Origin of the sequence: Cryobacterium gelidum, assembly GCF_004403985.1 — a bacterium.
Lineage (GTDB): Bacteria > Actinomycetota > Actinomycetes > Actinomycetales > Microbacteriaceae > Cryobacterium > Cryobacterium gelidum.
In genome coordinates this window covers 60,539-86,205 of the sequence record NZ_SOHL01000005.1, presented here as the reverse complement: position 1 = coordinate 86,205, position 25,667 = coordinate 60,539, and the positions used below count along the sequence as shown (strand labels likewise).

The 25,667-nt window shown below is 61.9% G+C and carries 22 protein-coding genes and 3 pseudogenes; 18 read left to right on the top strand and 7 right to left on the bottom strand.

Annotation, left to right across the window (positions count from 1 at the left end; all coding sequences use genetic code 11):
• The first annotated feature begins 1 nt into the window (after window position 1).
• From E3T50_RS03490 to E3T50_RS03470, 5 genes are all read left to right on the top strand, one after another.
• Complete coding sequence (locus E3T50_RS03490) at window positions 2-394, top strand: response regulator transcription factor (protein ID WP_134550605.1); 393 nt, start codon at window positions 2-4, stop codon at window positions 392-394.
• Entirely contained in the window at window positions 391-1,182 is a 792-nt protein-coding gene (locus E3T50_RS03485; RefSeq protein ID WP_134550604.1) for a sensor histidine kinase, read from the top strand. Before E3T50_RS03490 ends, E3T50_RS03485 begins: the two co-directional genes overlap by 4 nt.
• A gap of 131 nt (window positions 1,183-1,313) precedes the next feature.
• Window positions 1,314-2,117 (top strand): COG4705 family protein, encoded by an 804-nt coding sequence (locus E3T50_RS03480; protein ID WP_198417935.1) that lies wholly within the window; start codon window positions 1,314-1,316, stop codon window positions 2,115-2,117.
• Between the two features lie 89 nt (window positions 2,118-2,206).
• Window positions 2,207-2,860 carry a DedA family protein gene (locus E3T50_RS03475; protein ID WP_166784191.1) on the top strand — a complete coding sequence of 218 codons (654 nt, stop codon included), beginning with the start codon at window positions 2,207-2,209 and terminating at the stop codon, window positions 2,858-2,860.
• A gap of 586 nt (window positions 2,861-3,446) precedes the next feature.
• Window positions 3,447-5,774 carry an HAD-IC family P-type ATPase gene (locus tag E3T50_RS03470; protein ID WP_241990735.1) on the top strand — a complete coding sequence of 776 codons (2,328 nt, stop codon included), beginning with the start codon at window positions 3,447-3,449 and terminating at the stop codon, window positions 5,772-5,774.
• 248 nt (window positions 5,775-6,022) lie between these two features.
• On the opposite strand, the pseudogene E3T50_RS16530 reads toward E3T50_RS03470, so the two are convergent.
• The 3 genes and pseudogenes from E3T50_RS16530 to E3T50_RS03455 form a co-directional block, all read right to left on the bottom strand.
• Window positions 6,023-6,136 (bottom strand): annotated as a pseudogene (locus E3T50_RS16530) (membrane protein insertase YidC); the annotation flags it as partial.
• A gap of 86 nt (window positions 6,137-6,222) precedes the next feature.
• The gene (locus tag E3T50_RS03460; protein ID WP_134550600.1) at window positions 6,223-6,861 is read right to left on the bottom strand and encodes an MBL fold metallo-hydrolase; all 639 of its coding nucleotides are present in this window, start codon (window positions 6,859-6,861) and stop codon (window positions 6,223-6,225) included.
• A gap of 107 nt (window positions 6,862-6,968) precedes the next feature.
• A complete protein-coding gene (locus E3T50_RS03455; protein ID WP_134458214.1) occupies window positions 6,969-7,292 on the bottom strand; it encodes a putative quinol monooxygenase in 324 nt (107 codons plus the stop codon).
• A gap of 286 nt (window positions 7,293-7,578) precedes the next feature.
• Between E3T50_RS03455 and E3T50_RS03450 the strand changes: the two genes are divergently transcribed.
• A complete protein-coding gene (locus E3T50_RS03450) occupies window positions 7,579-8,136 on the top strand; it encodes a hypothetical protein (protein WP_134550599.1) in 558 nt (185 codons plus the stop codon).
• Between the two features lie 182 nt (window positions 8,137-8,318).
• Here E3T50_RS03450 and E3T50_RS03445 read toward each other — a convergent pair whose 3' ends face one another.
• Window positions 8,319-11,450 (bottom strand): beta-phosphoglucomutase family hydrolase, encoded by a 3,132-nt coding sequence (locus E3T50_RS03445; RefSeq protein WP_241990734.1) that lies wholly within the window; start codon window positions 11,448-11,450, stop codon window positions 8,319-8,321.
• A 695-nt stretch (window positions 11,451-12,145) separates the two neighbouring features.
• On the opposite strand from E3T50_RS03445, the gene E3T50_RS03435 reads away from it, so the two are divergent.
• The 3 genes from E3T50_RS03435 to E3T50_RS03425 all read left to right on the top strand — a co-directional run bounded on the left by E3T50_RS03435 (window position 12,146) and on the right by E3T50_RS03425 (window position 13,949).
• Window positions 12,146-12,853: an SDR family NAD(P)-dependent oxidoreductase gene (locus E3T50_RS03435; RefSeq protein WP_134550597.1), complete on the top strand. Its 708-nt coding sequence runs from the start codon at window positions 12,146-12,148 to the stop codon at window positions 12,851-12,853.
• A gap of 13 nt (window positions 12,854-12,866) precedes the next feature.
• The gene (locus E3T50_RS03430) at window positions 12,867-13,307 is read left to right on the top strand and encodes a nuclear transport factor 2 family protein (protein WP_134550596.1); all 441 of its coding nucleotides are present in this window, start codon (window positions 12,867-12,869) and stop codon (window positions 13,305-13,307) included.
• 186 nt (window positions 13,308-13,493) lie between these two features.
• A complete protein-coding gene (locus E3T50_RS03425) occupies window positions 13,494-13,949 on the top strand; it encodes an SRPBCC family protein (RefSeq protein WP_134458224.1) in 456 nt (151 codons plus the stop codon).
• Between the two features lie 116 nt (window positions 13,950-14,065).
• On the opposite strand, the gene E3T50_RS03420 is transcribed toward E3T50_RS03425, so the two are convergent.
• Complete coding sequence (locus E3T50_RS03420) at window positions 14,066-14,413, bottom strand: DUF3140 domain-containing protein (RefSeq protein ID WP_134550595.1); 348 nt, start codon at window positions 14,411-14,413, stop codon at window positions 14,066-14,068.
• 130 nt (window positions 14,414-14,543) lie between these two features.
• Here E3T50_RS03420 and E3T50_RS16360 point away from each other — a divergent pair, with 130 nt between their 5' ends.
• The 4 genes and pseudogenes from E3T50_RS16360 to E3T50_RS16920 form a co-directional block, all read left to right on the top strand.
• Window positions 14,544-14,999 (top strand): hypothetical protein, encoded by a 456-nt coding sequence (locus tag E3T50_RS16360; RefSeq protein ID WP_174844723.1) that lies wholly within the window; start codon window positions 14,544-14,546, stop codon window positions 14,997-14,999.
• Window positions 14,996-15,910, top strand: a complete 915-nt coding sequence (locus E3T50_RS03410; RefSeq protein ID WP_134550594.1) for a glycerophosphodiester phosphodiesterase — start codon at window positions 14,996-14,998, stop codon at window positions 15,908-15,910. The genes E3T50_RS16360 and E3T50_RS03410 overlap by 4 nt, the downstream gene beginning before the upstream one ends.
• Before the next feature lie 287 nt (window positions 15,911-16,197).
• On the top strand, window positions 16,198-16,839 hold the full coding sequence (locus tag E3T50_RS03405) for an NADPH-dependent F420 reductase (RefSeq protein WP_134550593.1): 642 nt from the start codon (window positions 16,198-16,200) through the stop codon (window positions 16,837-16,839).
• A 164-nt stretch (window positions 16,840-17,003) separates the two neighbouring features.
• A pseudogene (locus E3T50_RS16920) lies at window positions 17,004-17,512 on the top strand (nitrate reductase subunit alpha); the annotation flags it as partial.
• Here the strand turns inward: E3T50_RS16920 and E3T50_RS16915 are convergent.
• Entirely contained in the window at window positions 17,426-17,890 is a 465-nt protein-coding gene (locus E3T50_RS16915) for a hypothetical protein (RefSeq protein WP_420898708.1), read from the bottom strand. The pseudogene E3T50_RS16920 and the gene E3T50_RS16915 overlap by 87 nt on opposite strands.
• A 43-nt stretch (window positions 17,891-17,933) precedes the next feature.
• On the opposite strand from E3T50_RS16915, the pseudogene E3T50_RS03400 reads away from it, so the two are divergent.
• The 3 genes and pseudogenes from E3T50_RS03400 to E3T50_RS03390 all read left to right on the top strand — a co-directional run.
• Window positions 17,934-19,936, top strand: a pseudogene (locus E3T50_RS03400) (molybdopterin dinucleotide binding domain-containing protein); the annotation flags it as partial.
• A gap of 8 nt (window positions 19,937-19,944) precedes the next feature.
• Complete coding sequence (locus E3T50_RS16520; RefSeq protein WP_134550592.1) at window positions 19,945-21,018, top strand: 4Fe-4S dicluster domain-containing protein; 1,074 nt, start codon at window positions 19,945-19,947, stop codon at window positions 21,016-21,018.
• 2 nt (window positions 21,019-21,020) lie between these two features.
• On the top strand, window positions 21,021-22,244 hold the full coding sequence (locus tag E3T50_RS03390; protein ID WP_134550591.1) for a nitrate/nitrite transporter: 1,224 nt from the start codon (window positions 21,021-21,023) through the stop codon (window positions 22,242-22,244).
• A gap of 48 nt (window positions 22,245-22,292) precedes the next feature.
• Here E3T50_RS03390 and E3T50_RS03385 read toward each other — a convergent pair whose 3' ends face one another.
• Complete coding sequence (locus E3T50_RS03385) at window positions 22,293-22,895, bottom strand: HutD/Ves family protein (RefSeq protein WP_338145331.1); 603 nt, start codon at window positions 22,893-22,895, stop codon at window positions 22,293-22,295.
• Window positions 22,896-23,103: 208 nt separating this feature from the next.
• On the opposite strand from E3T50_RS03385, the gene E3T50_RS03380 reads away from it, so the two are divergent.
• Window positions 23,104-23,604: a COG4315 family predicted lipoprotein gene (locus E3T50_RS03380; protein WP_134550590.1), complete on the top strand. Its 501-nt coding sequence runs from the start codon at window positions 23,104-23,106 to the stop codon at window positions 23,602-23,604.
• A gap of 162 nt (window positions 23,605-23,766) precedes the next feature.
• Entirely contained in the window at window positions 23,767-25,650 is a 1,884-nt protein-coding gene (locus E3T50_RS03375; protein WP_134550589.1) for a bifunctional 3'-5' exonuclease/DNA polymerase, read from the top strand.
• The last annotated feature ends 17 nt before the right edge of the window (window positions 25,651-25,667 follow it).

The window sequence follows — 25,667 nt, the reverse complement described above, 5'->3', positions numbered from 1 at the left end:
AGTGCCCGGCCTCGACATCGGCGCCAACGACTCCCCGGTCAAGCCGTTTGAATTCGATGAGCATTTCGCCCGGCTACGAGCCATTCGCCGGGTGTTCACCGGGAAGGGCCGCACGGTGCTCGTGAGTGGGTGGGAGTACTGCCCGGACAGTCGAACGATCTGTTCCCCGTACGACGGGCGTGTCCGGCTGTCGGTCAAGGAGGACGAACTGCTCGAACTTTTAGCGGACGCCCCGCACCGCACGTTCTCCGACCAACAAATACTGCAAACCGGTTTCAGCCCTGCGGCCACTGCCGGAACGGTGGAAACCTGCGTGCACTATCTTCGGCGCAAGACCGACATGGACATCGTCCTCACCGTGCGCGGTGAGGACTGCCGCTTGGGACAACCATGACCAGCCGAAAAATCCCCGTCATCGACAGCGATACCCGCGCCATCCGTCGGGCCTCCCGGATCGTCGGCACCCGAATCGCGATCGCGTGCGCTGGCGTCGTCGCGGACGCGAGCCATGAACTGCGCACCCCGCTCGCAGTGCTCGATGCCCGCCTGCAAATTCTGCAACGCGCCCTGCCAACAGGCGACCCGTCCTCATCGGTCGTCGCGGACTTGCGCAGCGACGCGAAGGACCTCATCCACATCGTCAACGAGCTTCTCGAATCGGCCGAAATCGGCGGCGCTGCAGTGCACGACACCGCCGTTGTCGATCTGGTCGCTGCCGTTGATGCCGCGATGCAGTCGATGGCACTCATCGCCATCGACAAACACATCACCATCGAACTTGATGCTCCCCAGCCCGGGCCCGGGCCCGTGCGGGTGCCAGCATCCAGCATCACCCGATGCGTGGTGGCGCTACTGGATAACGCTGTGCGGTTCACCCCCCGCGACTCGGCCATCACGGTGGGCGTGGCCGTGACCAAGAAGACGGTGGCGGTCACCGTGCGCGATCGCGGCCCCGGCATCCACGGCATCGACCACGCCCGCATCTTCGATCGGTTCGCCCACTCCGCGCCGCCGGATGCCGACGGCGATGAGGCCCGCACCGGGTTTGGAATCGGTCTGTCCCTCGTACGAGAAATTGCCGTGCGCTACGGCGGATCCGTGCACGTCTTCACTAGCACTGCCGCGGGCACAGCGCTTTCCCTCACCGTTCCGCGGGCGAAGCAGACCCGATCTGCGCTGTGACCGACGCAAGTCGTTCGTCGAGCGAATGACTGCGAATTCGTAGATCTCCTGCGGCGATTATTGGCTTCTGTGAGAAGTCTTAGACGACGCCGTGTTCGCTAGTGCTACCGACCCCATCCAAGGAGGAACACTTGTCCACGACCTCAACCCGCTCCGCCACTGTTTCACCCGCGCGGCACATCCTGACCAAGGTGCCCGAGGTGACCTTCATCTTCTGGGTGATCAAGGTGCTCGCGACCACCGTGGGGGAGACCGCCGCGGATTTCCTCAACGTCGACCTCGGTTTGGGCCTTTCGATCACTTCGGTGATCATGGCGGTTCTGCTCGTTGCCGCGCTCGTCGCGCAGTTCAGATTGCATAAATACACCCCGGCCGTTTATTGGCTGGCCGTGGTGCTGATCAGCGTCGTGGGTACTCTGATCACCGATAACCTCACCGACAGCCTCGGCGTGCCTCTGTGGGTAACGACGGTCGTCTTCGCCGTCGCACTCGCGGCGACCTTCACCGTTTGGGCCATTTCAGAGAAGACTCTCTCCATCCACTCCATCTTCACGACCCGCCGGGAGACCTTCTACTGGCTGGCCGTATTGTTCACGTTCGCCCTCGGCACCGCGGCCGGTGACCTCGTCGCTGAGGGACTCAATCTGGGCTTCCTCGTCGCCCTGCTCGTCTTCGCCGCCGCCATCGCGCTGGTCGCCGTTGCGTACTGCGTCTTCCACCTCAATGCTGTGCTCGGTTTCTGGATCGCCTACATCCTGACCCGCCCGCTGGGCGCGTCCACCGGCGATCTACTCTCCCAGCCCGTTGCCGACGGCGGGCTGGGTCTCGGAACCACGGGAACCAGCGTGCTCTTCCTGGCCGTAATCCTCATCCTGGTCATGGTGCTCACCCGCCGCGCACGCACCACAGACCCCCAGTTGACGGCCACCGTCTGAACCAGCACGTCGTCTCACTACCGCGTGCGACAACGGATGCCGGGACGGTCTTCAGAAAACTCAAAGAAAGCCATTGCAGCATGAATACTATGACCATAACTGCATTGCCCGCCTCCGGATTTCTGGACCCGCAATCGGTGATCTCCGGTGCCGGCGTCTGGGGCCTCGTCGTGGTCTGCGCGATCGTGTTCGTGGAGACCGGTCTACTCGTCGGGTTCTTCCTGCCCGGCGATACCCTGCTGTTCTTCACCGGCGTTCTCACATTCAGCGGGGTGATCAGCCAGCCGCTCTGGGTCGTCATCCCGGCAATTGCCCTGTCGGCCGTGCTGGGCGACCAGCTCGGCTACACGATCGGGCGCACGACGGGCCGGCGCATATTCGACCGCCGCGACTCCGGCCTGTTCAGCCGCGCAAGCGTGGCGCGAACGCAGGGCTTCTTTGATCGGTTCGGACCGGCGGCCGTCACGATCGCCCGCTTCGTTCCCGTCGTGCGCACCTTCGCGCCCGTCGCGGCCGGCGTCGGCAAAATGCCCCGGCGGGTGTTCACAATGTTCAACATCGTCGGTGCCGTGATGTGGGTGACCGGGGTTCTGCTTCTGGGATTCGGGCTGGCTCAGATCCCGGGTGTCGCCGACTTCGCGGCGCAATACATCGACCTCGTACTGATCGGCATCGTCATACTCTCCGTGGTGCCCATCATCGTCCGTACCGTCGTTTCACGTCGTCAGAATTCTCGGGCATGACCATCAGTGGGCTATCCTGCCGCGCCGACCGTCCGGAACCATGGGGTTGTAGGGTGTCCCATCGTGGTCTCATCGGCGACGGTCTAGGGTCGAAACCATGGCCGTCACCCTGAGCCCGACCCGACCGGAATGCGGTGGGGTTTTTCCGCAGAAGCATCAGGAATAGGACCGTGATCCAGACCGCGATCGTGGTCGAGAATGCGTAAGAGCGGGCATCAGGTCGGGCGAACGATTCGGTTCACCTTGAGAATCAGCCACAAGGCGGCTGCACAGTCGCAGTGACAATCCCATACCTGGCTATCGTCTGAGAAACTTCACTGCGACGGCACGTCAAGGTAGTCCATTGAGTGTGCCTTATTTTACATTCAGTACCATTCTGGTTCCATATTTCATTGAGTTTGCTCGATAGTTCCAGCCGCTGGATCGGAGGGACGCAGAACGGATGCCAGAACGAACGGCAGCCCGGGAGCGGACGTTGCAAGCGGCGCGGCGGGCGCTTCCCCTCCTCGACGCGAAGCGCCTGCTCGACGTCGGTCTGAGTGAGAACGACGTGAGACTGCGGGTCGAGGCGGGCTTGGACAACCGGGTGGCTGCGGATTCGAGCCGGAGCCTGTGGCACATCCTGCGCGGCAACCTCTTCACCTTATTCAACGCAATCGTGGGCGGATCCTTCATCCTCCTGCTCGCGCTAGGACAGTGGCAGGATTCACTTTTTGGACTAGCCGTCATTGCCAATGTGCTCATCGGTGTCGTTCAGGAATACCGCGCAAAACGCACACTCGACAAGCTCACCCTCTTCCACGCACCGCAAGCGCGCGTGTTGAGAGAGGGACGCGTGACGGAGATTGCTGTTGCGGACGTTGTTTTGGACGATGTCTTGGTGCTCCGAGCCGGCGATCAAGTTTCCGCCGACGCCACTATTGTGCAGGCCGACGCCCTCGAAATTGATCAATCCCTGTTGACGGGAGAAGCCGACCCGGTCGCGCTGACTGTTCAGGGGGACGTGCTGTCCGGTTCGGCGGTCGTGGCGGGGTACGGCCGGGCCAGAGTCGTACGGGTGGGCGCGGACTCCTTTGCCAATCAGCTGACGAGGGAGGCGAAGCAGTTCTCCTTGGTCAACTCGGAGCTGCGCAATGGGATAAATCGCATAATTCGTTGGATCAGCTGGGCTCTCGTCCCGCTTACCGCGTTGGTCGTCAATGGTCAGATGAAGGCGCTGGGAGGGTGGACTCAGGCGATTGAGACCGGCACATGGCGACACGGCGTGGTCAGCGCCACGGCCAGCACAATCAGTATGATTCCCCAAGGTCTGGTACTGATCACGAGCGTCACCTTCGCGCTGGCGGCCGTGAAACTGGCACGCAACCAAGTGCTGGTCCAGGAGCTACCGGCCGTGGAGGGTCTAGCCCGGGTCGACGTGGTCTGCCTGGATAAGACGGGCACGCTCACCGAAGGGTCCGTTGTCTTCGACGACGTACTGGAAATTCAGGTCCCATCAGTTCCCCGGTGGCGTCAGGTTCTCGGGTGGTTCGGCGCGGACGCCAACGCCAACGCCACAGCCCGCGCCCTGGCCGTCGAGTTCGACGATGCCGGGGGGCTACGACCCCTGTCCGTACTGCCCTTCAACTCGACGCGAAAATGGGGATCCGTCGCATTCGACGCCGAGGACAGCGCGGGAACTTGGGTACTCGGAGCTCCAGAAATGATTCTGAACACCTCTGTTTCAGACGACGTCGCGGTCTTGCGCACCGCGGCGGGACTCGCCGGTGAGGGCAAGCGGACGCTGGCACTGACCCATACCCTCTATCCGATGAACGTGTCCGAGGCTGCACAGGAACGACTACCTGATGGCTTACGCGCGGTGGCAATCGTCACATTTCGGGAAAAGGTGCGTCCCGACGCTGCGCAGACTCTGAGCTACTTTCAAGAACAGGGGGTCGGGCTTCGGGTGATTTCTGGGGATAATCCGCTCACGGTAGCGGCTGTGGCCCGCGCAGTCGGCCTGCAATTCGAGGGCGATGGCTACGATGCCCGGACATTGCCTGAGGACTTGGCATCGATGGAGGAAGTGCTCGAACAGCACCACGTGTTCGGCAGAGTCACTCCGACCCAGAAAAGAGACATGGTCAATGCCTTGCAACGACGCGGGCATGTCGTGGCGATGACGGGCGACGGAGTGAACGATGCCCTCGCGCTCAAACAAGCGGACATCGGAATTGCTATGGGATCCGGCGCTGACGCCACGAAAGCGGTATCCCGGCTGGTGCTGCTTGATGGCGAGTTCTCCCACCTGCCCAAAGTGGTGGCCGAAGGACGACGCGTGATCGCGAACGTCGAACTGGTCTCGAAACTCTTCCTAACGAAAACCGCGTACGCCGTACTGCTCGCCTTGGCCTTCGGTCTATTGCTCTGGGAATTCCCATTCTTGCCCCGCCAACTGTCCGCCGCCGATGGGCTGACGATTGGTATCCCCGCGTTTTTCCTGACGCTTCTGCCCAACGAGCGCAGGTACATCCCAGGATTCCAGCGACGCTCGTTGGCATTCTCCATCCCCGCCGGATTCGTCATCAGCGTGGTAATCCTGGCTGTCGACGCATACTCGCGTGTCACCGTCGGCAATACTCAGGACGCCGCCCAAACAGCATCCTTCATCGCTGTATCCCTGGCAGGCCTCTGGGTGTTGGCCGCACTGATCCGGCCATTAAACCGATGGCGGACACTGATCCTCGCGATCATGTACCTCGGATTGTTCGCCTGTCTCACAGTGCCCATCATCCGCGATTTCTTCGACCTCGAGCTTCCAACCGGTGACCTCCTAGCCGTAGCCATTGGCGTAGCAATCGCAGGGTGTTTAGGAATCGAAATCATTCAACGAATCCGTCAAAGACGCAATCCGGACTCGCCCGGAGGCTGAGCCCGCACCGCTGAGCGCGCGGTGCATCCGGGCCGCCAAGAATCATCACACTCTGACAACGCCTAAGTGCTCAGGCCTGAGGCAATCAGCAATCAGCAATCAGCAATCAGCAATCAGCACTTAGCGATCAGCGATCAGCGGTCAGCGCGTAACCGATCGGGGATGATCAGTGGGCGTCGTTGTGTTCGGTCGAGCCCGCCGGTGAGCCGGGGACATTGTCAGGTCCGTAGATCGTCAAGAGTGCAACCGGAAATAAGCGGGTTCGCCCCGGCAGCGACGTAGAGGGCCCTGGTCTCGCGAGACATGGCCTCGCGGGAGAGTTGGTCATTCTTGCCCTTGTACCGGTCTTGGATCGCTGTCAAGTACGAAACCGATGATCGACAGAACCCATGGCGAAAGACCGGGAGGCTCAGCAAGAACAATTGGATGCGGTAGGCGGCGGCCGTCATCACCAGCCGCGTTGTTTCCACTCGGAGAGCTTGCTCCGCTCGGCTCCGAGCGTTGTGCCTACTCCATGGCCCGGGTGCACCAGTGTGTCGTCCGGAAGGTAGTCGAAGATTCGGGTGACGATGTCGTTGTACAACGATGAGAAACGCTCGGCATCACCGTTGGTGTTTCCAACTCCGCCGGGGAAGAGCGAATCGCCCGAGAACAGATGGGCGGGACCATGCGGATCGCGGTAGAGCAGGGCAATCGATCCGGGGGTGTGTCCGCGTAGGTGGATCACTTCGAGTGCAATGCCGTCGATGGACCTGACGTCCCCGTGGTGCAAGGGTATGTCCGTGGGTACGGCAATGTCCGCGATATCGTCGAGACCCGCTGCCGCTGGTGCCTTCGTCAACTCCCTGACCTCGCCAAGTGCCCGCACATGGTCCCAGTGCGAGTGTGTGGTGATGATGAGGGCCAGCTTGGCGACGGCACTCGTGTCTTTCTGGGCATCTTCGAGGAGGGTGAAGATGGCGGGTGCATCGTCCGCGGCGTCGATCAGTACCTGCGTGCCGGTGGATTTCGAGGTGAGTACATAAACGTTGTTGCTCATCTCAGACACTGAAATGCTGCGAACCGTGAGGGCATTGAGATCGTGCATAGTCCTGTTCCTATAACCGGTTGCGGGTCTCAAACGGCGGCGTCGCGGGGTTAGCGGCAGATCGTGGGGAGTCATGTCGATCAACTCAGCGATCACCCGACCTTTGGCTACTCGTGCACCGTCATTTCTCCCATTTGGCCCCAACCTTCAGCATCGATACGCTCGCTGATGATCTCTGGAGTCTTCACGAGCGCTTGAGGCATCGCCTTCATGGCCGCCGAGAAGTGAGCGCTGTTCACGTGAGATCCCGCAGCGTCATCGTGGAATGCCTCGACGAGGACGAACTGGTGAGGATCGTCGACACTGCGCGACCAGTCGAACCACAGATTGCCTGGTTCCTGGCGTGTGGCCTCGGTGAAGTCTCGTGTGAGGTCCATCCAACGATCGCTCCACTCTGGTTTCACAGTGAACTTGGCGACGATGAAAATCATGGAATGGTTCCTTTCCTCGGTCACGTCCCGTGCAAGGACGGCGCTTCCTGAAAACCTGACGGTGAGTTGTCCTAGTTTAGGCGGCGGTGAGTTCGGGAAGGATCACCGTTTCCTCAATGGGCTCACCGTTCGCGGACGCGAACCCCTGAGCTTTTCAGCTCGAGATGGGCGAGCGCACTTCGCGACGAACTTGTACACGGCGATACCGAGCCACACGGACGTCGCCTTATGGCGTAGGTAAGATGAAACCGGTCACCGCGCCATAAACATGCAAGGAAAACCACTTATGGTGATCATCCCCACCACTCGGGAGGCGGTGCGCTCGGTGTGGGAACAGGAAGCGCCCGATTACAGCGGGATCACCGACACTAAAACCGCCGGCCGTGTACTTACCGGTCTAGTGCGCGCAGCACTCGACATCCTGGCTTATCGGCGTCTCTCGGAACAACCCGACGCCATCCACATGGTCTCTGGCGACAAGCGCAGCTACCTGAGGTTTGCGTCGGCAGCCGAATACTCGGCGGACTACGCAGTATTGCTCTCTCACATCCTCGCCGCCAATGCGGAGGAAGCAAAAACTCTCGGCGATCTCACCGGTACACCTCCGCCTTGGCAGTCGCTACGCATTGTCGTGCTCTCCCTTGACCAGGACTGTGCCGTGAACCGGCTGGACCTGGATCCGGAAAGCCGGGGCGGTGTGTCCTGGTACGGCACCATCGATACCGACCTCTTCAACGAGATCGCACTGGGCTTTGCGCTCTTCGTCACTCACTTGGTCGCCAACGTGTTCGACGACGATGACGGTCGGGACACCTTCGATGAGTCATTCGAATGGGTGGTCTGACCCCTTGTAGTACGCCACAGCACACAAGCAACGAAGTGGTTGCTGGGCTGTGAGCTTTGACCACGAGTTGGTGCGGGCTGCGTTGAACTGTGAGGTTGCCGATACAAGTCTCCGGCGCAATGTCGTAACCTCGTAACCACTAAGAGCGGCTGTGACATGAGTCACGGATGTGACTTGTTCATTTAGTCCAGCGACGACGGGTTACTGACTAAAGCAAAATTATGAGATTCACCTCCGCCCAGGGATACCTGAATCAAGCCCAAATCGAACCGGATAGGCTCGGCCGTGCTGGGGAGTAGCTGAAGGCGCAGGGCGTCATGGTTTAGATCAACGTCGATCCGATGCCCGCGGTAGGCGAACTGAAAAGACACGTTCAGAAGTCGCGCCGGAAGCCGTGGTGCGAAGCTGATCCGTTTCGAATCGAACTGCAGGCCGGCGAAGGAGCGTGGGACGAGGTCCACGGTGCCCGCCATTGCTCCAAGATGGATGCCTTCCCGGGTGGTTCCTCCCTGGGTGTCGTCCAGATCGGCGATGAGGGCTTCACGAAATAGTGACCACGACCGGGATTCGTCAAGTTGGGCTAGGACGGAGGCGCTGACCACTCGACTGAGGGTGGAGCCGTTCGAGGTGCGCTCGAGGTAGTAGGTGACAGTGCGAGCGAGGTCTGCTTGTGACAATGGGTAGCCGAGTCGCGCGAGCTGCTGCCTCAGACCTTTCTGGCCAAGCAGGTAGACGAGCATCATGACGTCGGGTTGTTTAGCCAGTTTGTAGCGATTGGTGCTGTCGTTCTCGGCCTCGAGAATGAGGTCAAGCCGGCCGATGTTCCCGTACTGATCTCGATACTTGGCCCAGTCGAATTCAAGCAAAGCCTCGTACCCGTCGAATTGGCTGAGTATCCCGTCGGCATGGATCGAAACAAACAAGCTCCGTCCGAGCCGTGACCAGAGATGGAGTTCCGCATCGCCGATTTGCAGACGGTCGATGACATCCGCGCGGGCGTGCCCGCCCAATGTCTGCAGCACCTCTCCGGCCCGCTGGCACACCCAGGCGACCATGACGTTCGTGTAGGTATTGTCACGTAGTCCTCTACCAGGAGATTCGGGATAGCCGTCGTGGTACTCATCGGGTCCCATGACGCCGGAAATGTGGAAACGGTCGTCCGCCGGATCATGTACGGCGGACGCAGCGAAGAAGCGCGTTACTTCGATGATGAGCTCGGCACCTCGGTCGGCCAGCCAGTCACGGTCGGCGGTGACTTGAAAATGCTGCCAGGCGTTGAAGGCGACTGCCAGCCCCACGTGCCACTGACGGCGTGAGTTGTCGGGCATCCACCGCGAGGACTGGGGATTGTACAGCTGGGTCGGTGTCTCCTCCCGACCATCGCTACCGCTCTGCCAGGGAAATAGCGCTCCCGGCCGATCTATCGCGTGCGCCGCCGTGCGGGCGGCGTCGAGTCGATGCCACCGGTAGTCCAAAAGGGCGCGGGCCACGTTCGGTAGCCTCAGGTCGAGCACGGGCAGTACGAACAACTCGTCCCAGAAGACGTGGCCTCGATATCCCTCTCCGTGGAGGCCTCGCGCGGGTACGCCCGCATCCAGGTCGGCCGTGTGCGGTGACAGGGATTGCAGCAGGTGGAAGATATGCAGGTTTAGGACGAGTTGGCTGAGTGGGTCAGCTTCAAGGGTCGTCCCAAACCGCTGCCAGAGGCGCTGCCAGGCTGCCCCATGGCGTTGGAGCGCGCCCGCGGTGTCTGCCGCATGGTCGCGGAGTCGATCCAAGGCAGCGACACCAGGTGACGCGATTGCAGGGTCGCGGGACGTGTATATTGCAGCTGTCTTGGTCAGAGTTGCTGGTTTCCCATCCACTAAAGACAGTTTGATCTCTTTGCGATAGTCACGTCCGATTCTGGAACCCGTGCCGTCCCAGGTGCCTACCGCACCGGCAATATGAAGGTGGATGGCCGTCGCGATCAGAACCTCGCTGTACCTAGTCTGGACCTCACACAGAAGAGTGTCAGTGTCGCTCGAGGCGGTGAACTTCGGGGGAGCCAGATGGGTGGTGTCCGACCCGATGTAGGCGGCGACGTTGGTATTGCGCACGCTCGCGTCGATGCCGGTGCGAAGGGTGATCGTTCCGCTCCACCCAAGCGGAACGAGTGTGGTTTCCAAGACCGCCAGATGTGGGTCATCCATCGAGACGAAGGAACGCTGGACGACGGTCAGTCGATGGTTTTGTGGTCCTATCAGCGTCACGTGGCGGATCGATACGCCCACGCGAAGATCGAGCTCCCGCCGTTCGTCTTGCGTCTTGATCGTGCCGCTCGACCACCACGGGCCGTTTCCGATCCTAATATCGAGCGGGAGCCAGTTGGGTGTGTTGACGAGGTGCTCTTCTTCAACACGCCGCTCGTGGACGTTGCTGACCAAGCGGTTGTACACCCCTGCCAGGTAGGTACCCGGGTAGTGCGTTCCGTCATCCGTGTGCTCCGGTCTCGCACCGCGAGCGACCATGTATCCGTTGCCCAGTGCGGTCAAGGCCTCCCGGTGTCCCTCGTGGGCCGGATCGAATCCGTGATAGACGAGCACCCACGGGTTGGTGGTCGAGCGGCCGAGGTCCAGTTCGCTGGCATCGTTGAGTACGACATCCGCGCCCGCGGCCTCAAGCTCGTCCCGGTGGCCCTGACGGTCGATTCCCACGACGAGCCCAAATCCACCGCGATGAGCGGCCTCGATCCCGGAAACCGCGTCTTCGACCACAGCGGAATGTGCGGGCCGCACGCCCAGCCGTCTGGCCGCCTCGAGGAACATGGCCGGATCGGGCTTACCGGGCAGTCGGAGCTCCATCGCGACCTGACCGTCCACGACGGTGTCGAACATTTCCGTCAGCTCGGCGGCTGCGAGCATCTGGCGGGCATTGCGACTGGCGGTGACGAGGGCGACGGGAACACCGGCTTCGCGCAGACGACGCAGCAACGCTGTCGTCCCCGGGTAGGAGCGCAATCCCTGTTGCTGCAGTTCGGCCAGAAAAAGGTCATTCTTGCGGGCTGCCAGCCCGGCGATAGTCCACGCCTCGGGGGGATCGTCGAGGTCGCCGGGAGCAAGGTACACCCCGCGGGCGCCTAGATAGTCTCTGACGCCGTCCTCGCGGCTACGGCCATCGACGTACCTTCGGTAGTCCGTCACTTCGTCGAAGGATTGCTCCGGATCGTCTGGTCGAACACGCGGGTCCTGAAATACCTCGTCGAACAACCGTTTCCAGGCCGTCGCGTGAACCAGGGCTGTGTTGGTGACCACGCCGTCCATGTCAAAAAGCACCGCGTCGTAGACTGCATCGAGATCATGTGCCCCTCGGGAGCCGTGCCTGCCAATCACGACTACTGACCGGCGTGACGAGTGCGCGAGAGCGTGTCACTGCTCGAAGGTGGTGTCGACGCTGTGGCTGAATCGGATTCCGGTGACCGGAGGCGCTTGAGCAGGAGTGCGTTGACAGCGACAGCGCGACTGATGACGGCTCGAGGGGGTGCCAAGTCGAGGAGCGTGCGAATGGCGCCGTCGAAGAAGATCCACGACGAGTAGAAAATGACCGGGAAGGACAGGACCTGGACGCCGAAAACTTCGAGTACGGGGACTTGCCTGACAGCACGATCGAAGTGTTCGTCAGTGAGCGCGAACGTTGCAAAGGGGCCCGTACCGAAACCTCGGCGATTCGGGATGGTGTTGATGGTCGTGGAACGCACGCCGGTCCGATCTCCTCGGGACACCCCGAATCTCGGGGACAGCCCCTGAAATGATGTTGCTGCCGATGCCGTGTGGACACTATAGGCGAACGTCCCCACCGTTGGACAGGCGGGGCACATCCTCGCTGCCGGCGAGTCCCTGTCGTCGTGGTTCAGGAATCGCAGTCGTCGGCAAATGTCTCTGCGCAGTTTTACCGCGGCTGTTCGAGTATGACCCGTCGGCTAAAATTAATATGAACGTTGTAGACCGATTACTTCTTAGGGATTCTGACCATGAAAACTCGCAAAGTAGCCATCATCACGGGGGGCTCCCAGGGCATCGGAGCAGGTCTGGTTTCCGCATTCCGCGGGCTCGGCTATGCAGTGGTCGCTAATTCACGCTCCATCACGGCGTCCGAACACTCGGACGTCATCACGGTACCCGGAGATATTTCGGACCCCGCTGTGGCCGGGAAGGTCATCAGTGCCGCGATGGAGAAGTTCGGTCGAATCGACACGCTCGTGAACAACGCCGGAATCTTCATCGGTAAGCCATTCACCGAGTACACCCAGGAGGACTACAACAACATTCTTCAGGTGAACCTCGGCGGTTTCTTCCACATTACGCAGAAGACCATCGCGCAGATGGTCGAACAGGGAGCGGGCCACGTGGTGAACGTGACAACGACCCTTGTTGAATATGCGAACTCGAAGGCCCCGTCGGCTCTCGCCTCACTGACCAAAGGTGGACTGTCTTCCGTCACGAAGTCCCTGGCGATCGAGTACGCCAGCCGCGGCATCCGCGTGAACGCCGTTTCTCTGGGAGTTATCCACACGCCGATGCACCCGGAAGAAACGCACGGAATGCTCGCAGGCTGGCACCCGGTCGGACGGATTGGCACCATCGATGATGTCACCCGTGGCGTCCTGTACCTTGAACAGGCCCCGTTCGTTACTGGCGAGTTCCTACACATCGACGGCGGACAGAGCGCCGGAAGCTGAGTCGTGATTCGGCGTGCAGCCTGAACTGGCTGTCTCGTCTTCGACGATAGAAAAACAAACGGGAGAGAAACCGATGACCGCGCTTGATAGCATCGCGCAGGTTCGCATCTTGACGGAAGTCTTGAATGGGTGGGCGAACGGAATCCGTGAACATGAGCCGGAGCGTGTCGCCTCCTATTTCACCGAAAACGCCCTGTTCCAGGGCGTCGCGCCGACGCATTCCATTGGCAGGCTCGGTGTGATCACCTATTACGACAAGCAGCCTAAGGGCCTGAGTCCCTCGTTCCGAATCCTGGAACACCGCCAACTCTCCGACTCGACACTGATCTCCTATATCGACGTCGACTTCACCCATCCCGATGGCGTCGTCATTCCCGTTCACCTGACGGCTGTGCTGCAATACGTCGATGGTTCCTGGCTCATCAGCCATTACCATGTTTCACAGGTCGAGTAGCAGCGATTCGTCGTAGCGAGTGCCAGCGCGGGGCATGGCGAGCGCATGGCCTCCTCGACGCGGGGGAGCGAGGGAAACACGGGTGTCTTTTCTTAGCGGGGTTGACCTTGCGCGAGCCTTCGGTACTGTGAACGCGGATAGCTGAAACAAGCCCATCCGTTGAATTCGCACCAGGAGGTCATCATCATGCCTAACGCCATCGAGACTGTCGACGTCAACGTTCCTGTTTCCGTCGCTTATAACCAGTGGACGAAATTCGAGGAGTTCTCGACGTTCCTGAGCGCCGTCGAATCCATCACGCAGGTGACTGACACACTCACCGAGTGGAAGGTCAAAGTCGGCGGCGTGGAGCGCACGTTTGAGGCTCGGATAACGGAGCAGCACCCCGACGAGCGCGTGGCCTGGAACAGTACCGGCGGCCAGGTCGACCATGCGGGAGTCGTCACGTTCCACAAGTTGGCCGAGAACGTGACTCGCGTGACGGTGCAGCTTGATTGGGAGGCGAAAGGGCTGCTTGAGAAGGCCGGAGCTGCTCTCGGCGTGGACAATCACGCCATCAAGAAAGAACTTGCGAACTTCAAGGAGTTCATCGAGGCCAAGGGAGCCGACGACGGCGGATGGCGCGGAGACGTCCAGGCCTGATACCGCCAACACGAGGCTAGCGGCCCTGAGCTCGCGAGCCAGTTTCGGATCGTCGCAAAGCCGATCCCGTGCGCGGTGGCGTTGCGCCTGTGTGCTCTATGTTTAATCCTTTGGCGTCACACCTTCGTCCAAGGATCATTTCCCCAGTTCATCAACGAGTATCGCCATCGTGAGTGCTCGATATCGGAATCTGGTCCCTGTGCCCTATGTCGCTTCACGTAGCCGACCACCTTATGCATGTGTTCTACATCGGACGCGGTTAGATCGGCTTTCTTCTTTCCAAGAATTGTCACGATCCTGCGTCCGGATTTATGCCCGATGGATTCCCCGCTGCCATCGTCTTTCTGTCCGACCTCCTTGGATTCGTCGGTATCGAGCCACGACTTGATCTCACTAGCGGTCATCGTGACCGCGTTTTTCCAGTCATCCCAAATCGCATCGACATCGTTCGCTTTATCTGCCATAGCTCAATCATTGCGGTGATGTTGCACGGCAACAAGGACTCGTTCAGGCTTCGTGGGATGATTCTTCCTTTCGCGAAAAGAGTCGAGCCCGACAGTCAATTTCTGGAGTCGTCTGCACGGATGTCCACCTGTGGGCGTGCTGATATCCGCTCTGGTCTTTGATGGGGTTGATGACGCGGCCCGCGTCGGGGTGCCTGTGGCCGGCAGCGGCCTGTTGTCAGGCAGGTGCGGTGGGCTACGTCGCAGCGAACGCGTTTCTGGCGCGGAGGAGAGCCAGGCATTAAAAGGTCTCTCCAGCACGGCCGGAATGCAGAAGGCCGGGCGGAGCGCCGGTTACGAGTTCGGAGTGCGGGGAGGGATTGCCGTTATCTCCAGGATCGCTTCTCGTATCGGGTATGCCCGATTACAGAGCGCCTCGGTCGAAGTAGTCGCGTTCATCACCGCGAGTGCCGTCGCTGCGCAGACGCCGCGAGGTGTTCCCCGACAGGTGCGCTCCACCCCTGATCCATCGGCAGGACACCTCGGCGTCATCTTCACGCTGCAGCCTGAAAACGTTCAACGCTTCCAACGCAAGGAGATCTTATGAGCACGACCACCCTCACCGTTCCCGCCGCAACGTTTCGGCGCCGTCGCGTCGCCGTCGCCGTCGCCGTCGCCGCCGCCGTGGCCCTGGTCGCCGGGCTGTCCGTCGGCGCGGCACCCAGCGCCTTCGCGAGCGAATCTGATGACGTGATCAACGCCGCGCATCGCGGCGCGAGTCAATCTACTCCCGAGAACACCCTCGCCGCCTTCCGTGCCGGAACGGACCAGGGTGCCGACTTGATTGAGATCGACGTCCAACGCTCCGCCGACGGAGAACTCGTGGTCATTCACGACACGAACTTGACCCGAACCACAAACGCGAAGGACCTTTTCCCCGACCGGGCACCCTGGAATGTGCGCGACTTCACCGCCGCAGAGATGCAAACCCTCGACGCCGGCTCGTGGAAGGGCGCCCAGTTCACCGGCGAAAAGCTACCGACCTTCGCCGAGGCGATCGAGGTCATTCGGAAGAGCGGCTCTGGCATGCTGCTCGAAATCAAGGCACCCGAGCTGTACCCGGGTATCGAGGCCGAGATATCCTCCGCACTTCGTGAGTCCCGCGGCTACGTGCAGTCCGCCGTGGGCCAGGACAAGCTCGTGGTGCAGTCGTTCAACTTCGACTCCATGAAAACCTTCACCGAACTCGAACCGACCGTTCCGGTGGGCCTCCTCGGCACACCGCGCATCGATCAACTTCCGGAACTTGCCACCTGGGCAGATCAGGTGAACCCGTACCACACATCAATTGACGCGGCCTACGTGGCTGAGGTTCACCGCCTCGGCATGGACGTGCTCGTGTGGACGGTCAACTCGGAGGCGGACATGGTGCGGGCCATCGAGCTGGGCGTTGACGGCGTGATCACCAACCGCCCCGACGTGCTGAACACTCTGCTCGAGATCGAGCCCGAGCGCTAGCAGCTGGCGGTACCCGGTCATCACGCTAGTGACTCGAGGGATCAAAAAGAGGACCTCCGGTGCTCGGTGAAGACAATGAGAGTCTTATTTCACACCGGAGGTTCTCGGGGCGAACACGACCGTCGGGCTCTACGGCCCGCGTGAATCACCCAGACCAACGGAGTATCGCCGGGTGTCAGGAGATCTACCGACACTGTAATCCGCGGCTTCGACGACGACGGGCGCGGCGGGTCGGACATTGTTGGAAGCGCGGGAACATTTTCGGCGTTGCCCTCGTTGTGGCGACCATGACAACTATCGGAATCATCGGTGCAGGAAACATTGGCAGCCAAGTCGCCCGCAAGGCGATCGAGAGTGGCTACGACGTGGTGATCAGCAATTCACGGGGACCGGAGACGCTTGCAGCCCTCGTCGCCGAGCTGGGTCCCAAGGCGACAGCCGGTACCGCAGCGCAGGCCGCTCAGGCTGCCGACGTCGCGGTCGTGACTGTGCCGCTCAAAGCCTATGCGGACGTGCCCGTCGAGCAACTCGCCGGCAAGATCGTAATCGACACCAATAACTACTATTTCGAACGCGACGGACACATCGCGGCCCTCGACAATGGCGAGGTGACCGTGACCGGCCTGCTGCAGAAGCACCTGCCGACCTCACGCGTTGCGAAGGGCTTCAATCACATCATGGCCGCCGACATCACAGCGGACTCGTTCCCCGCCGGTGACCCGGCGCGGCGAGCGCTGGCCACGTCGTCCGACTTCGAGGATGCGTCCGCCTTCGTTACGAAGATCTACGACGAATTCGGCTTCGACACCGTAAACATCGGCCCTCTCGACGAGAGCTGGCGCGTCGAGCGCGACCGCCCGGCGTATGGCATACGTCAGACCGTTGCAGAGCTCGAGGCCAACCTGGCGAAGGCACCGCGCACCGTCTGATTGCTCGGCACGTTCGCGCACGTGGGACATCTGAATCACCGGACAGCTTCGGCGGGTCGGAAATAAACGTTGGCTTCTCGCGCCCAGGTGACCATGGCGAACCGTCCAGGGATGCAACGGAATTTCCCCTAGCGCATTGAGGACTGTCGACCTAGGCTGTCCGCATGGCAGCTGGTCCTATACGTGCCGGGTTAGACGGAAAGGCGTCGGACACGATGCTGGCCCTTGGCCGTTTCTTCACCAGTGGGAACACACAGATGATGGACGCGCGGTCTTCCGCGAGGGCGGCCGTCGAGGAGACGTGTTCTACCGTGACCGGTGGAGCCACGACAAGGTCGTGCGTTCTACCCACGGGGTGAATTGCACCGGGTCGTGCTCCTGGAAGGTCTACGTGCGCGACGGGATCATCACCTGGGAGGCCCAGCAGACGGACTACCCCTCCGTGGGGCCCGATAGCCCCGAGTACGAACCGCGCGGCTGCCCCCGCGGTGCCGCGTTCAGTTGGTACACCTATTCGCCAACCCGGGTGCGTTATCCCTATGCGCGCGGCGTTCTCGTCGAAATGTACCGCGAGGCAAAGTCTCGCCTAACCGACCCAGTCCTGGCTTGGGCGGACGTCGTGAATGACCCGGAACGTCGTCGCCGATATCAGCAGGCGTGCGGCAAGGTGGGTGGCATCACCATGAAACCACTGGCAGATTCCAGCCCCCATGATGATCATGGAGCGGCCCTTCGACTGTTCCGCATTGCGGGCGAATTCCCGGGCCCCCCGAATGCACGCCGCTACCGGAACGCTGGTGATCTCGGCCTGCCAGGCGGGGGTGTACGGCGTCGAAGCGTCGTCGTATCCCGACGCCCAGTCCCCGGGAAGTCCCGTGCGCCCGACGCCGTACTGTGCCAACATCAGGTCAAAAACCGTCGTCACGAGATGCCCAGCGACCAGGCAGACTGAAACGCCGCGGGTGAGAATCGAACCCTCGCCCGAGGGCGCTTCGAAACACGGCAACCGGATGCTGGCGGTCTCGCCATTCGCGAGCCCCAGCAGCGACAAGGCAGGGTCGACCCCTTCCAGGTCGAGGTTCCATTTGCCCTGGGGACGCAACGGTGGCGGCTGGGCGCACTATGTGGGGCAGGAAAAGACCCGACCGATCACGGGGTGGATCTCGCTCGCCAACGCCCTGGACTGGAGCCGGCCGCCGCGCACCATGATCGGCACCGGCTACTGGTACATGCACACCGACCAGTGGCGCTCCGACGGATATTCCGCCGACTCCTTGAAATCTCCGCTCGCGGAGGGGCACTTTGATGGAATGCACACCGCCGACACCCTCGCCCAGTCGGCTCGGCTCGGGTGGATGCCGTTCTACCCGCAATTTGACCGCAACCCGCTCGACCTCGCCGACGAGGTGCAGGCGGCGATTGAGCGCGGTGATGCGACGGATGCCCCCAGCTACGTCGCAGCGGCCCTCAAATCCGGGCCGCTGAAAAGTGCCATCGATGATGTCGATGCCCCCGGGAACTGGCCGCGTACTCTGGTGCTTTGGCGCTCGAACCTGTTCGGTTCCTCGGCCAAGGGCAATGAATATTTTCTCAAACATCTGCTGGGTACCCACCACAATGTGCTGGGCCAGGACCACGTGAACGCGGCACGGCCTCGCGACGTGGTGTGGCATGAGAATGCACCGGAGGGCAAACTCGACCTGCTGGTCTCGGCCGATTTCCGCATGACGTCCACCACGCTCCTGTCCGACATCGTCTTTCCCGCCGCAACCTGGTACGAAAAACATGACCTCTCCTCGACCGATATGCAACCGTTTATGCACGCCTTCACCCCGGCCATCGATCCTCCCTGGGAAGCGAAAACCGATTTCGAGATGTTTCACCTCCTCGCCGAGGAAGTGTCGCGGCAGGCCAAGACGCATCTCGGCATTCGGCGGGACCTCGTCAGCGTGCCCTGCAGCATGACACCCCCGGCGAGATCGCGCAGCCGGGTGGGGTGGTCAGGGACTGGCGCCAGGCGAATATTCCCGCGGTGCCCGGCCAGAACATGCCGGTCTTCCAACTCGTGGAGCGCGATTACACCCAGATCGCCGAGAAGCTGGCCACGGTCGGGCCATTGGCGGAGCAGCGGGGTTTCACCGTGAAGAACGTCACATTCCGCATGGAACACGAGATTCCGCGACTGGCTCAAAGCAACGGCGTGATGCGGGGTGGTGCGGGTCATGGGCGGCCAGCGATCGACACCGATGCGAAGTTCGCGCAGGCAATTTTGAGCTTTTCCGGCACGACCAACGGAGAGCTCGCCGTGCAGGGATTCCGCGAGCTCGAGAAGCAAACCGGAATGCGCCTGGCCGACCTGGCCGAGGGGTCCGCGGAGAAACGGATCACGTTCGCACAACCCCAGGCCGCGCCGGTACCGGTGATCACGTCGCCGGAATGGTCTGGCTCAGAAACCGGAGGCCGCCGCTACTCGCCGTTCACGATCAACGTAGAGAGGCTGAAGCCGTGGCACACCCTGACCGGCCGAATGCATTTCTTCCTGGACCATGACTGGATGATGGACCTGGGCGAAGCCCTACCCATCTACCGGCCCCCCCTCGACATGCAACGCCTGTTCGGCGAACCCAAGTTCGACCCGAACGGCGATACAGAGGTGACGGTGCGCTACCTGACTCCGCATTCCAAGTGGTCGATCCACTCGGAGTACCAGGACAACCTGTACATGCTGTCACTCTCCCGCGGCGGGCCGACCGTATGGATGAGTCCCCAAGATGCCGACTCCATCAAGGTCCTCGATAACGACTGGGTTGAATGCGTCAGTATGAACGGTGTTCTGGTGGGCCGCGCGATCGTCAGCCACCGGATGCCACAGGGAGTTGTATACGTTTACCACGCTCAGGAACGCACCATCAATGTACCCAAGTCCGAGGCCACCGGACGGCGTGGCGGGATCCATAATTCGGTGAGCCGGCTGCTGGTCAAACCCACGCACCTCATCGGCGGCTACGCGCACCTGTTCTACGCGTTCAACTATCTGGGCCCCACCGGTAACCAGCGGGACATCGTCTCGACGATCCGTCGGCGCTCACAGGAGTAAACGTACTGATGCGAGTGATGGCCCAGATGGGCATGGTGATGAATCTCGACAAGTGCATCGGCTGTCACACATGCTCGGTCACCTGCAAGCAGGCCTGGACGAACCGCGCCGGCACGGAATACGTCTGGTTCAACAATGTCGAGACCAGGCCCGGCCAGGGTTACCCGCGACGCTACGAGGATCAGGACAAATGGCGCGGAGGCTGGCAGCTGAACAAAAAAGGCCGCCTGGTGCTCAGAAGCTGCGGTCGGCTCAAGAAGCTTCTCGGACTGTTCGCTAGCCCGGTTCAACCCGAGCTGAAGGACTATTACGAACCGTGGACCTACGACTACAAGACGCTCATCGATGCCCCTCTGGGCGATGATTTTCCGGTAGCACGCCCCAAGTCCCTGATCACCGGCAAGGACACCAAAATCACCTGGTCGGCGAACTGGGACGACGACCTCGCCGGTGCGCCCGAGATGGGACACCTCGATCCCATCGTCGAAAAAGTGCGCAAGGCATCCGAAGATAAAATCAAATTCGCCTTCGAGCAGACCTTTATGTTCTACCTGACGCGCATCTGCGAGCACTGCCTCAATCCTTCCTGCATGGCGTCATGCCCATCGGGTGCAATCTACAAACGGGTCGAAGACGGCATCGTGCTGGTCGACCAGGACAAGTGTCGAGGCTGGCGTCAGCGCATCACCGGATGCCCGTATAAGGAAATTTATTTCAACCACAAGACGGGCAAGGCCGAGAAGTGCACGTTCTGCTACCCACGTGTCGAAATCGGACTGCCCACCGTGTGTTTGGAAACCTGCGTCGGGCGCTTGCGCTATCTGGGCCTGTTTCTCTATGACGCCGACCGGGTCACCGACGCGGCCGCTGTCACCGACGTGAAAGACCTGTACCAAGCGCAAATGGATGTACTCCTCGACCCGAACACCCGGCTCGTGCAGGCGTTCACAGCGCCATTGCACTACCTCTTCCGGCCCTACATCGTCTATCGTTCGCGCGACAAAATACCGGGTGAGGTCAGGCCCATCCGACGCGGCTGGGCACCGATCGGAACCGAGGACCGAGCGCGGGACAAACGATAGCCATGGCGACGGTCACCGTGCGGGAACGGGTCCGAACCAGTAAGGGGTTCAACCTCGCGCTGGCGACCCTGTCATCAGTGGTGTGTTTTTGGGCGTGGACGAGTATTGCCCCACTTGGGGTGCGGTATCGCCTGCAGCTGGATTTGTCGTCAGCGCAGGTATCCGTGTTGGTGGCCATGCCCGTTGTTGTTGGTTCGATCGGTCGTATTCCGGTGGGAGTGCTCACGGATCGGTTCGGGGGGCGGATCATGTTAACCCTGACCTTGCTGGCCACTGTTCCGGCCCTGCTGCTCGTGGCGCTCGCCGGAACCGTGGGGGTCTACTGGATTCTTGTGCTGTGCGCGCTGCTGCTCGGCGTCGCTGGAACGGTCTTCGCAGTTGGAATCCCATTCGTCAGCAACTGGAATGAGCTCTCTCGGCGCGGCTTCGCGACGGGTGTTTTTGGTGCCGGTATGGGCGGCACGGCTCTGTCCGCCTTCTTCACGCCGCGTTTCGTTGACTGGTTCGGGTACGTTCCCACCCACCTGATTCTGGCGCTGCTGCTGATCATGACCGCCGTCCTCGTCTGGACCTGCATGGGGAATGCGCCGAGTTGGGTTTCCAATGCCCAGCCCTTCGTACCAAAACTCGTCGCGGCCGCGAAACTCGGCGTGACCTGGCAGATGTGTTTTCTCTATGGGCTTGTTTTCGGCGGGTTCGTTGCGTTCTCCACCTACCTGCCGACCTATCTGCGAGACATCTACGATTTCGACCTGACCGCGGCTGGCACCCGAACCGCCGGTTTCGCCGCTGCGGCCGTACTGATGCGCCCGGTCGGTGGAATTCTCGCCGATCGAGTCGGTCCCAAGCCGGTCGTCATAGTTTCGTTGTGCGCCGTCGCTGTGCTTGCCTGGGCGGTGAATCTGCGTCCGGATGGGGAAATTCCGGCGGGGCTCACGTTCGTGGCAATGGCGTCGGCCCTCGGTCTGGGAGCCGGGGGAGTCTTCGCCTGGCTGGGACGCAATGCGCCACCCGACAAGGCCGGTTCAATCAGCGGAATCGTCAGTGCGGCCGGAGGCCTGGGTGGCTATTTTCCGCCGCTCGTGATGGGGGCCACCTATAACGCCACCGACAATAGCTACGCGATCGGTCTTCTTCTACTGGCCGGTACGGCCGCGGTGGCCTTAATCTTCACCATCTTCGGCGTGCACGAACGCCCCAGCCGGCTCGCGGGCCCCAGACGCTGATCCTGTCGCAGGGACACACCAGCGCCGCCACGGCGACGGTGGCCCCGATCAGGCGGATTCGGCCTCGAGCGTGATCATGGCCAGGAATCCTCGCCCCAGAACTTCCGGTGCCGGATCATGGCCGCGGACGGTATCGAATTTGTGCAGCTCCGCTGTATCGATCTCGCCCTGACCTGTACCGGCGGCATTAGAAGCGGGCGCGGAGACCGCCGCGTTCCCCTGAAGCAGAATGGCAAATTGGTCACCGAACACGGGCTGGGATCGCTTCTTGGACAACTCGATGATCGAGATGTAGGCCTTGTATTCTCCGCGTCTTGCCATCACGTTGAGGCCTGTCGTTGCGCCGACCGGCAGGGTGGCGCTGGTGACGCTGTCGCCGGAGAAGCGAAATTGACGATACTGCTCCATCGGGTGCTCGACACCATCGACTATCAACACCAGGAGTTCACCTTCGACCAGGGCGAATATGCGTTCCACACCCGGATAGACGAAGAAATCGCCGGCGACGATGACATCAACGATGCTGATTCGCCAGTCAAAGTCAGCCGCGCCTACCGGGAAAGAAACCAGCTCGCGGGTCTGGCCGCCGTCGTTGCGCCCCGAGATGGCACGTACCTCGTTGTATCGAATAATGTCCATGGTTTCACGCACAGGCTAGCAGCCTATTCCACGCGGACTGGTGCTCCGTGTGGCTCCCAACCTGGAGTGCTGAACCATTCCCTGCTGTAGCTCGTGGTAACTCCAGGAGTTCTCCATCTGGCACCACCGCACTGCGCACCACAGCGTGTTAAAACCACAACGTCAAAAACACCTCATCGAATAGCACTTCATCGAATAGCACCGAGAGAAGGAAGCAATCATGAACAGCAGAATATGGATCAAGGTCGGGCCGGCCGTCGGGGCGGTCGTGCTCAGCGTTCTCGCGCTGAGCGGATGCTCGCAGGGAGCGACGACTCCGGCGGCCGACACGTCGAGCTCGTCCAGCGCGCCGAGTGAGGCCGCGGTCAAGCCGGCGCTCGCTACCGCAGACAGTTCGCTCGGCACGATCGTCGTTGATACGGCGGGGATGACCCTGTATGTCTTCGACAAGGACGTTGCAGACTCTGGTGCGAGCACCTGCGAGGGCGACTGCTTGGTCAAATGGCCAGCCGTCGTAGCCAAATCCGACACGCCCACCGTCGCGGGTGTCACCGGCAAGGTCGGTGTCATCACGCGCACGGACGGCACCAAACAGGTCACCCTCAACGGACTTCCCCTCTATTACTGGGCGGGCGACGCTGCTGCCGGTGACACCACCGGGGAAGGTGTTGGCGGCGTCTGGTGGGTGGTCGCTCCGAACGGAGACAAGATCGCTGGCTAGCGAAGGTACGCCCAGCGCGTCGTAACCGACGCGATCTCCCGCAGGGCACCGCGCCGAGCGCGTCGTAACCGACGCGATCTCCCGCAGGGCACCGCGCCTATCGGCTCCGCGAAGCCGATAGGCGCGGTGCTCTACCCGGCCGGCACCGGGCAGAATAGAACAGTGTATGTACTGGTTCGGCAAACAACTGGCGGCGCACTGCTCGTCGACACGCTGGACGATGCAGGCCTCCCGATCGACGCGTCACACCGCCTCACCCTGACCGAGTTTCGGTCGTTCGTGTCATCGCTCGAAGCGGCCGCCCGGGAATCGATCACCCGCGAACCCGCCACGCCGCGCTGGGTCTGGGACGATACCGCCCGGATCTATTCGGTACTTCTCACCGCGGGCATCCGAGTGCAGCGCTGCCACGATCTTCGTTTGTGCCATGTGATCCTGAAGAATTCGGCACTGACCACGACGAGCGAACTCGCCCAGGCCGCGCGGGACCGTTGGGACGTCGCGAGTACAGGAGCGAGTGACCAAGCCGAGCCCAGGGTGACACTTTTCGACTTCGAGGCGGACGATGACGGTGACTCGGTTTCGAGCACTGGCGCCGCGGATATCATGAACCCTGCAGCTGCCGGTACGACGGCAGGCGGGCCTACCGCGCCGGGCGCCCGAGAGTCGAGTACAGCGCAAGAGTTTCGCCGCCAACTCGACGCGGTGGCGTCCGCTACCGAACCGGGGCGCCTACGGCTCCTGCTTGCCGCCGAGTCCGCCGGCGCGCTCGTGGCCGCGGAGATGCGCTACGCCGGCCTGCCCTGGCGCACCGACGTGCACGATCGCCTCCTCACCCGCGAACTCGGACCGCGGGTCGCACCCGGTGTCCGACCGGAGCGTCTGGAAGTGCTGGCCCGGCGCATCCGCTTAGAACTGCACGACGCCAGCCTCAACCCGGATTCGCCCCAGGAACTGTTCAAAGCGCTGCAGCGTGCCGGGCTCGCCATCACCTCGACGCGGGGCTGGGAGCTGGAGAAGTTGCAGCACCCGGTAATCGAACCGTTGTTGCAGTACAAGAAACTCTCCCGGCTGCACAACGCCAACGGCTGGGCCTGGATGGAATCTTGGGTCGTCGACGGCCGGTTCCACCCCGACTACGTGCCCGGAGGTGTCGTCACCGGCCGCTGGGCCACGCGCGGCGGGGGAGCGCTGCAGCTGCCCAAACAGATTCGGGGTGCTGTCGTCGCTGACCCGGGCTGGAAACTCGTCGTCGCGGATGCCGCGCAGCTGGAGCCGCGCATCCTCGCGGCGCTGGCGCAGGATACGAACATGGCCAGGGCTGGCCGCGGCACCGACCTGTATACCGGGATCGTGTCGAGCGGTGTCGCCCAGACCCGCGACCACGCCAAGGTCGCGATGCTCGGCGCCATGTACGGGGCCACGACGGGGGAAAGCGCACGATTGATGCCGCGCCTGGCCCGTGCCTACCCCCGGGCGATCGCGCTCACCGAGTCGGCGGCACGCGCCGGCGAGCGTGGCGAAGTGGTGACGACCCGACTCGGGCGCTCGTCACCGATACCAGGCACGGGCTGGCATGAGGTGCAGGCGCAGGCCTACGACCCGGCGGCGACGGCGATTGATGAGCGGCGAGCCCGCAGCCAGGCCCGGGATTGGGGGCGCTTTACCCGCAACTTCATCGTGCAGGGCAGCGCGGCTGAATGGGCCCTGTGCTGGATGGCAGAGATCCGGCGCGAGCTCACGGCACTGCCTGCTCCCGGCAGCCAAGCGAATGCCGTACACGATGCTGCTCGCCTGAGACCTCCAGGAGCCCGCCGTGCGGTGACCCCGGCTGCGCGGGCTCGTGCGCCATTTCACGCCCAACCGCACCTCGTCTTTTTTCTGCACGACGAGGTGATCGTGCACACGCCCTCGGAGCAGACCGACGCCGTCGCACAGATCATCGCTACGGCTGCCGAAACTGCTGGGCGGCTGCTCTTCGGCGACTTCCCGGTCGACTTCATGCTGACGGTGGCCACCGTCGATAACTACGGCCAGGCCAAATAGCTGCAGACCGCCTTCGA